Below are 7,318 nucleotides of genomic sequence, written 5' to 3'. Positions count from 1 at the left end.
CCGAACCCATGCCCCTGTTTCGTTGGCTCTCTGGCTGTATATGATAAAAGCCTAGCTCCTGACCTGGAACAACAGACTCGAGGGTAAGCTTTCTACAACCCTGCGCAATTCACTGCGATAAGGGAGTCCTGTCCTTTGTTCTAAAAATTCTGGCCAAGCAGCAGTAGCACGAGTGCTTTTGGTGGTGGCCGTTACCGACTTGACGGCAACGACTCCTATCTGTTTTGCGATGCAATTGCATCTGCATTCCATATTCTGTGACTTTCCATCCGCCAAACCTTACCTGAGAGCGGTAGACTGAAGCGTTATGAGCTGGTTTCAGCGCCTCAAAGAGGGTCTTAGCAAGACCCGTGACAACCTCACCAGATCTGTTCCCTGGAGCAAAAGCCCCGAAGAGGTGCTGGAAGAACTCGAGTTCGCCCTGATTGCCGCCGATGTGGGGGTCGAAGCCACCAGCGAAGTATTGGAAGAGGTGCGCCAGTCGGGCAAAAAAGACCTTCGCGAAGCCCTCAAGCAAGCCCTCACGGTACAGCTCGAGCCCGACAGCTTCCGGGCCAAAATTCGCAAGGCTGGCTTTAACCCCAGCGCAAAAAAGTCCACCGTTGAGCCAGCCGGCAAGGTGATCTTGATGGTCGGGGTAAACGGCGTGGGCAAGACCACCACCATCGCCAAGCTGGGGCAGTACTACCAGGGCCAGCGCAAGAGCGTGATGTTCTGTGCGGGTGATACCTTCCGTGCAGCGGGGGGGGCCCAACTCGGACTGTGGGGCGAGCGCCTGGGCATCCCGGTGATCCAGGGGCCAGAGGGCTCCGACCCCGCAGCGCTGGCCTTCGACGCGGCCAGCAGCCGCAAGGCCAGGGGCACCGACCTGCTGATGGTGGACACCGCAGGCCGACTGCACACCAAGCACAACCTGATGGAGGAGCTGGCTAAGGTCAAGCGCTCCATCACCAAGGCCGACCCCGGCGAGCCGGCTGAGGTCTGGCTGGTGCTGGATGCCGTAACCGGGCAGAATGGCCTCGAGCAGGCTAAAAAATTCCACCAGACCGCCCGCCTGACCGGTGTGATTGTCACCAAGCTCGACGGTACCGCCAGGGGCGGTGTGCTGGTACCCATCGTGCGTGAACTGGGGGTGCCCATCAAGTTTATCGGGGTAGGCGAGAAGGCCGACGACTTGCAGCCGTTCGACGCAGGCGAGTTTGTTGAGGCCCTGCTCGGATGAGGTGGGCATACCGAAGCACAAATCTGCCCCGATACCTGAAAGGTTCGGCTGAAGTGGGGGCGGAATTCCCTGGTCAAACCCAGGGCGGTTTAGTACCCTGGCGGTTAGTATGAATACGACGCAGACCCGATCTACAAGTGGTTTTGACCGCAACGCGCTGCTCCTGGCTTTTGCCTGGCTGGTAGCGCTGGTAGCGACGCTCGGTAGCCTCTACTACTCCGAGGTGCGCCACTTCATTCCCTGTACACTGTGTTGGTATCAGCGCATCGCCATGTATCCGCTGGTTTTTATCCTGGCCATTGCCACCTGGCGCGGTGATGTTAACATCAAACCCTACGCCCTTACGCTTTCGCTGCTGGGGCTGTTCTGGAGCAGCTACCACCTGCTGGAGCAGTGGGTTCCTGGCTTTGCTCCCAGTGTCTGCTCCGGCCCCATTCCCTGCAACATCGAGTACATCCCCAGCTTCCCCATTCCCCTGCAAGCCTGGATTACCTTTTTCCTGATTTCCGTCGCACTGTTCCTGGTGCGCTCGACCAAGCGGTAGGTACTGGTTTACCCCGCACTGTTTCCCGAAACCGCTCTCGATGAGTTTGCTGCCACGGACATTTGCAGAGGCCCAATGACACCGCTCAGCCCCGCGTCCGCACCCAGAGAGGAACCCACAAGGTGCAAAACAAGGCCGCTAGGTACGGCAGGGTAAAGGTAAGCATCAGGGTGGGGTCGCCAAGCCCAACCAGCGCCCCCGCACCCATTAGCAACAGAACCACGAAAGCAACGGCCCGGTGTCCGGCAAGCTGAAGGCGCTGGAAAAACTCGGTCAGGCGCGGGACAAAACCTCGAGCTTGGGGGGTGGCGCTCCGGGTCATCGCTCTGGTCAAGCCCAGCATGCCATACCACGAGAGCAAAAGCATTACCGAAACCACCAGCAAGGCATCGCGCCAGGTACCCGTCGTCTGCACCGACAGCACATACACCGCTTGAATGGCAACGGTGAGCCCCACATTGATGCCGCTCTGTAAACGGTTCTGGGCTGGGTTCAGGCTCACCTCCGCCGAGACCCATAGTGCCATGGCCCAGGCAGTAACGGCAAAAACCAGGGCAATCAGCAGGTCAATAACCATCCGTCACCACGTTGTGCAGGGGTTCCCCCCTCACATACCGCGCCACTTGCTGATGTACGAGCTTGAAGCCGCGCTCGAATAGCCTGGGGGTTGAGCCGGCTATATGCGGGGTCAAAAACACCTCTGGCAGCGACCACAGTGGATGTCCTTCGGGCAGGGGTTCGGGGTCGCTGACGTCGGAAACAAGGCGCACCAGCCTGGCCCGGATAGCCTCCACCAGGGCTTCCTGGTCTACCGTCTTGCCCCGTCCCGCATTGACGAAAAGCGCCCCCGGTTTCATCTGGGCGAAGTGCTCGGCCCCAATCAGCTTGTGGGTCTGGGGGGTGTAGGGCAACAGATTGATGACCACATCGGCTTTGGGAAGCAGCTCTGACAGCGCAGCAAACCCATACACCCCCTCCCGTGCGGTTCGCGCCACCCGAATAAACTTAACTTCAAATGGGGTCAGGCGTTTTTCGGTGGCCCTGGCAATCGAACCATAACCCAGAAACAGCACCGTCGAGCCTTCCAGGTCGTCCACCCAGCGGTAGGCCCAGCGCTGCTCCCGCTGGGCATCGCGGAACTCGGGGAAGCGTTTAATGGCTCCCAGCACCGCTGCTACTATCCACTCGGAGACCGGAATATCGTGGATGCCCGCCGCATCACAAAGCACCATCCCGGTAGGCAGGTGGGGCAGAATCCAGTCCACACCAGCCGTGAGCGTCTGAACCACCTTCAGGTCTCTGAGGTTGGGGAGTTCGGCAAAAAACCGCCGGGATCCGCTGCCGTAGGGCGCCACCGCAAACTCGGCCCGCAACGCCCGTTCCGACAAAGGCGCTTCCCTGGGCAAAAAGGCCACTTCCACCCCCTCAGGAAACCCCTGTAAAAGGTCGGGCTCAATCGCCTCGAAAACTAGCAGAATCATCAGGGTTACTATATCGCGGTTTGCGGATCTTTTGCCGCTCGTTCTGGCGACACAATTGTTTCCGGAACGGCAAATCTTCTTGCCGGAGGTTATCGCCGCTATCCGGCGTCAAGCGTACTTACTCCTGAGCCTTTAGCTTTCGACCCTCGAGCCTCGGTTCCATCTCGGTCAAGCCGTATGCAGACCGCGCTGAACCCGGCTTCGCCGGCTTTGCCGGAGGCCTGGCCGGAAATGCCCTGTACAATCACGCTAGCCGTGGATGTACCCGATATACAAATTCGCAAACGCAAACATTTAGAGGTCTGCCTCCACGAGCCAGTGGAGTTCACCCGGCTCACCACCGGGTTTGAACGCTACCGTCTGCGCTACCGGGCCCTGCCCGAACTGGCCTTGCAGGAGGTGAACCTGTCCACGGAGTTTCTGGGCAAACCCCTCCGAGCACCGTTCCTAATTGGGGCCATGACCGGCGGCGAGGAACACGGAGGGCATGTCAACCGCGCCCTGGCCCTGGCGGCAGAACGACTGGGCGTGGGGATGATGCTGGGCAGCCAGCGGGTCATGCTGGAACGCCCCCAGGCCAGGATCAGTTTCCAGGTGCGCGAGGTGGCCCCCAGTACCCTGCTGATTGGCAACCTGGGGCTGGTTCAACTGAATAAAGGCTATGGCCTCGAGCACCTGGAGCAGGCTGTCGAGCTGGTTGGGGCCGATGCCATGGCGCTCCACATCAACCCCTTACAAGAAGCCCTTCAAGTGGGGGGCGACACCGACTTTGGGGGTTTGCTGAATAAGCTGCTTGACCTGCTTCCGCAACTACCCTTTCCAGTCATTCTCAAGGAAGTGGGGCACGGAATTGGGCGGGAAATTGCTCGGGAACTGGCACACCTGCCTTTTGCCGCGCTGGATGTGGCGGGTGCGGGTGGAACCAGTTGGGCCCGGGTTGAAGAGTTTGTTCACCATGGACGCATCCTGCACCCCGAACTGGTGGAAATCGGCATCCCGACCGCCCAGGCCCTGGTGGAGTGCCGGGCCGCCTTACCCCACAAGCCCCTGATTGCCTCGGGGGGTATCCGCACCGGCAGCGATGCTGCCAAAGCCCTGGCCCTGGGGGCGCAGATGGTCGCGATGGCCCGTCCACTGCTGGAACCAGCCCTGAAAGGCCCCGAAGCTGTGGTGGAGTGGCTCGAGGATTTTCTGACCGAACTCCGGGTGGCCCTGTTCGCTATCGGCGCCCGCACCCCGGCGGAGGCGCTCGGGCGGGTAGAACGAATTTGAGGGAGGACTTACGTTTTAAGCAGGGGTTAGGAGGTACCGCTAGAAAACGACAGGGCTCAGGATAAAACCCAGGCCCTGTCTTTTTGGTTGCGGGGATAGGATTTGAACCTATGACCTTCGGGTTATGAGCCCGACGAGCTACCAGACTGCTCCACCCCGCGATGGCTGCTGCATGTGACAGCTTTTACATACTAGCGGGGGAGGCCCGTTTGGTCAAGATACCCAGGATGCCAGTTCTACGCGGGGCTGTCCCCAGAGTCGAAGCGGGAGGCTCTCAGACGCGCCCTGGGTACGGTATGCGAACGACCGTTTGTCGTCACACCCTGCACATTTGGTATTAGACTTTTGGTCAGGGGCTTGGTTTGATAAGTGCATTTGCCGCTTGTGCATTTTCTTCACGTGCTACAATGAGCCGCAAGATGAGGATTAACCTGAAGGAGACGCTATGAAACAACTTTTGTACGCGGCGCTTCTGATTTTTTCGTTGGGCTGGGCGCAGCAAAGTCAGCCTGCACAGCCAGCACCTGCTGTCCAGCAGACGCTGCAACAGGCCCAGGCGGCCCTCGAGGCCGGGCGGCTCAACGAAGCTGTGCAGGGTTTTGAAGCCGTAATCGCCCGGGACTTCTCCAACTACAGCGCTCATTTTGGCCTGGGCCTGGCCCTGTATCGCCTGGGCGACCTGCGCGGCGCCGCGTTCGAATTCAACCTGCTCACCACCCTCGATCCCAATCGTTTTGAGGGCTGGTTCAACCTGGGGGTGGTGCGTGACCGCCAGGGCCAGGCCGGGGAGGCCAGTCAGGCCTTTGCCAGAGCAGTTGAGGTGGGTGAAAAGGCCAACCTGAGCCCAGCCGATCTGAAGCCGGCCTACGTGGGCCAGGTTAAAGCCCTGCGCGTCCAGGGACAGCACGATGCTGCTGCTGCTGCTGCCCGAAAAGGCCTGGAAAAAGTGCCGGGTGACGCCGAACTTACCTCTTTGCTCGCCGATAGCCTGGTAAAGGCCAACAAACCCCTGGAGGCCCTGCCGGTGCTCTACCAAATTCTGAGTACCGACCCAGCCAATGTGCAGGCCGTTTCCCAGATCGCCGACATCTTCTCTGCCCAGGGGCTGCCCCAGCGTGCGCTACGCGAGATTGACCGGGGGCTGGAAGCCGCCAGGGACAACTCGGTACGCGCCCAACTGCTGCTCAAAAAGTCCACCCTCCAACAAGGCCGCGAGCAACAGGCATCGCTACAGGAAGCAGCCCGTCTCGATCCCAGACTGTGGGCTGCCCAGTACAACCTGGGGATAGCCCGCCTGCGCGATGGCAATGCTAGAGGGGCTTTGGAGTCCTTCCAGAATGCCTATGCGCAGAACCCGGATGAACCCAAAGTGCTGCTGGGTCTAGCCACCGCCTATGACCGCCTGGGTCAGGCCGCCGAGTCGGGCCGCTTTGCTGCAATGGCCGTCCGGGCCAGCCAGGGAGCCGACAGAATAGATGCTTTGTTCCTACAGGGCAAATCTTCTTATACCCTGCGCCGCTACACCGAGGCGGTTGAAACCCTCTCACAGGTTACCCAGCAAAGAGCCGACAACGCTGATGCCTGGTTCTTTCTGGGGGTCTCGCAGTTCAACCTGAAGGACTATGCTGCCGCCGCCACATCGCTCGAAAGAGCCCTGGCCCTGTCCCCCAGTGCTTCTACGGCTGCCAACCTGGGTGCGGCCCTCTACTCCGCAGGCAGATACTCCGATGCGGAACGGGTGCTATCGCAAGCGGTGGCCCTGGATGTCCGCAACTCGGTGGCCTGGTACAACCTGGGTCTAACCCTGCGCTCGTTGGGCCGGGTGGCCGAAGCCAGGCGGGCCTGGCAGCGCTCCGCCGACCTCGGCTATGCTCCCGCCAGGGACTTATTGCGGTAGATTGGTGGCATGGGTTGGCTTAGATCAAATTGGCTCGATGTGCTGATCTTCCTGCTGGTTGCGGCCATCATGGCTGGTGTGGTGCTTTTTCTGACCGGGGTTAACCCGCTTGCTGGGCCACAGAGGGGGCAGACGCCCCCTGCTGCTATTTCTCCTCCGGCCCCGCAGGTTCAGCCCCAAACCACACCCCCGTCCAGACCCCCAGCCCCGCCCACCGTGCAGCCTCGACCCCAGCCTGAACCCGAAACCGTGGTCACGGTACTGCCCATTCCGCAGGCGCCCACGGTCGCCAAACCCGTACCGGCTCCTCCTAAGGTAGAGGATCGGCAACCGCGACCCGAGACCCGTCCTGCGCCCACCCCCCGACCCGAACGTCCAACCCTGGCCGCCGATGCGGGCGGCAGTTGGCGGGTGGTGGTGGGTGCGTTTGGCAACCGCGAAAACGCCCTGCGTCTGGCCACGACCCTGCGTCAGCAAGGCTATCCGGTGGATCTCGAGGCCTCCGGCAACCTGACCCGGGTCTGGGTTGGCCCCTACGACAGCCAGGCCCGCGCTCGAGCCATCGCCAACACCCTCGGTCAGTATCAGCCGCAGGTAGCCCGTATCGCAGCCACCCCCGCAGCCCCGCCCGACCAGCCACAGGCCAGCCCCGACCCCAGCACGGGCCGATTCCTCCAGGTGGGCGCCTTCCGCAGTGCCCAGACTGCCCAGTCGGTGGTGGAGACCGTGCAACAAGCGGGCTATCCGGTGGTGCTGGTCGAAGAGGGTGGACTGGTTAAAGTGCGGGTCGGCCCCTTCGAGGACACCTCGGCGGCAGCCGCCGCACTGCGGGCCAGGGGCCTCGAGGTTCTGGAGGTGCGCTAGATGCACGAAACAGGAGCTTCTTATGGCTAAAGTACAGA

At 61.2% G+C, this 7,318-nt stretch carries 7 protein-coding genes and 1 tRNA gene; 5 read left to right on the top strand and 3 right to left on the bottom strand.

The window, feature by feature from the left end; genetic code table 11:
- Positions 1–307: 307 nt before the first annotated feature.
- Positions 308–1,222 carry a signal recognition particle-docking protein FtsY gene (ftsY, locus tag Q0288_RS17970; RefSeq protein WP_299433805.1) on the top strand — a complete coding sequence of 305 codons (915 nt, stop codon included), beginning with the start codon at positions 308–310 and terminating at the stop codon, positions 1,220–1,222.
- A 109-nt stretch (positions 1,223–1,331) separates the two neighbouring features.
- Positions 1,332–1,766, top strand: a complete 435-nt coding sequence (locus tag Q0288_RS17965; protein WP_299433802.1) for a disulfide bond formation protein B — start codon at positions 1,332–1,334, stop codon at positions 1,764–1,766.
- A gap of 85 nt (positions 1,767–1,851) precedes the next feature.
- Here Q0288_RS17965 and Q0288_RS17960 read toward each other — a convergent pair whose 3' ends face one another.
- Together Q0288_RS17960 and Q0288_RS17955 are read right to left on the bottom strand one after the other, a co-directional pair.
- Positions 1,852–2,343: a hypothetical protein gene (locus Q0288_RS17960; protein WP_299433799.1), complete on the bottom strand. Its 492-nt coding sequence runs from the start codon at positions 2,341–2,343 to the stop codon at positions 1,852–1,854.
- Complete coding sequence (locus Q0288_RS17955) at positions 2,333–3,247, bottom strand: 2-hydroxyacid dehydrogenase (protein ID WP_299433797.1); 915 nt, start codon at positions 3,245–3,247, stop codon at positions 2,333–2,335. The genes Q0288_RS17960 and Q0288_RS17955 overlap by 11 nt, the downstream gene beginning before the upstream one ends.
- 231 nt (positions 3,248–3,478) lie before the next feature.
- Here Q0288_RS17955 and fni point away from each other — a divergent pair, with 231 nt between their 5' ends.
- On the top strand, positions 3,479–4,519 hold the full coding sequence (gene fni, locus Q0288_RS17950; protein WP_299433793.1) for a type 2 isopentenyl-diphosphate Delta-isomerase: 1,041 nt from the start codon (positions 3,479–3,481) through the stop codon (positions 4,517–4,519).
- A gap of 84 nt (positions 4,520–4,603) precedes the next feature.
- Here fni and Q0288_RS17945 read toward each other — a convergent pair.
- Positions 4,604–4,680: transfer RNA gene (locus Q0288_RS17945), tRNA-Met, on the bottom strand.
- A 284-nt stretch (positions 4,681–4,964) separates the two neighbouring features.
- Here Q0288_RS17945 and Q0288_RS17940 point away from each other — a divergent pair.
- Entirely contained in the window at positions 4,965–6,416 is a 1,452-nt protein-coding gene (locus Q0288_RS17940; RefSeq protein WP_299433790.1) for a tetratricopeptide repeat protein, read from the top strand.
- Between the two features lie 9 nt (positions 6,417–6,425).
- Entirely contained in the window at positions 6,426–7,280 is an 855-nt protein-coding gene (locus Q0288_RS17935) for an SPOR domain-containing protein (RefSeq protein WP_299433787.1), read from the top strand.
- The last annotated feature ends 38 nt before the right edge of the window (positions 7,281–7,318 follow it).

This window comes from uncultured Meiothermus sp., assembly GCF_937863175.1.
Lineage (GTDB): Bacteria > Deinococcota > Deinococci > Deinococcales > Thermaceae > Meiothermus.
This window is presented reverse-complemented; position numbering and strand designations above follow the sequence as displayed.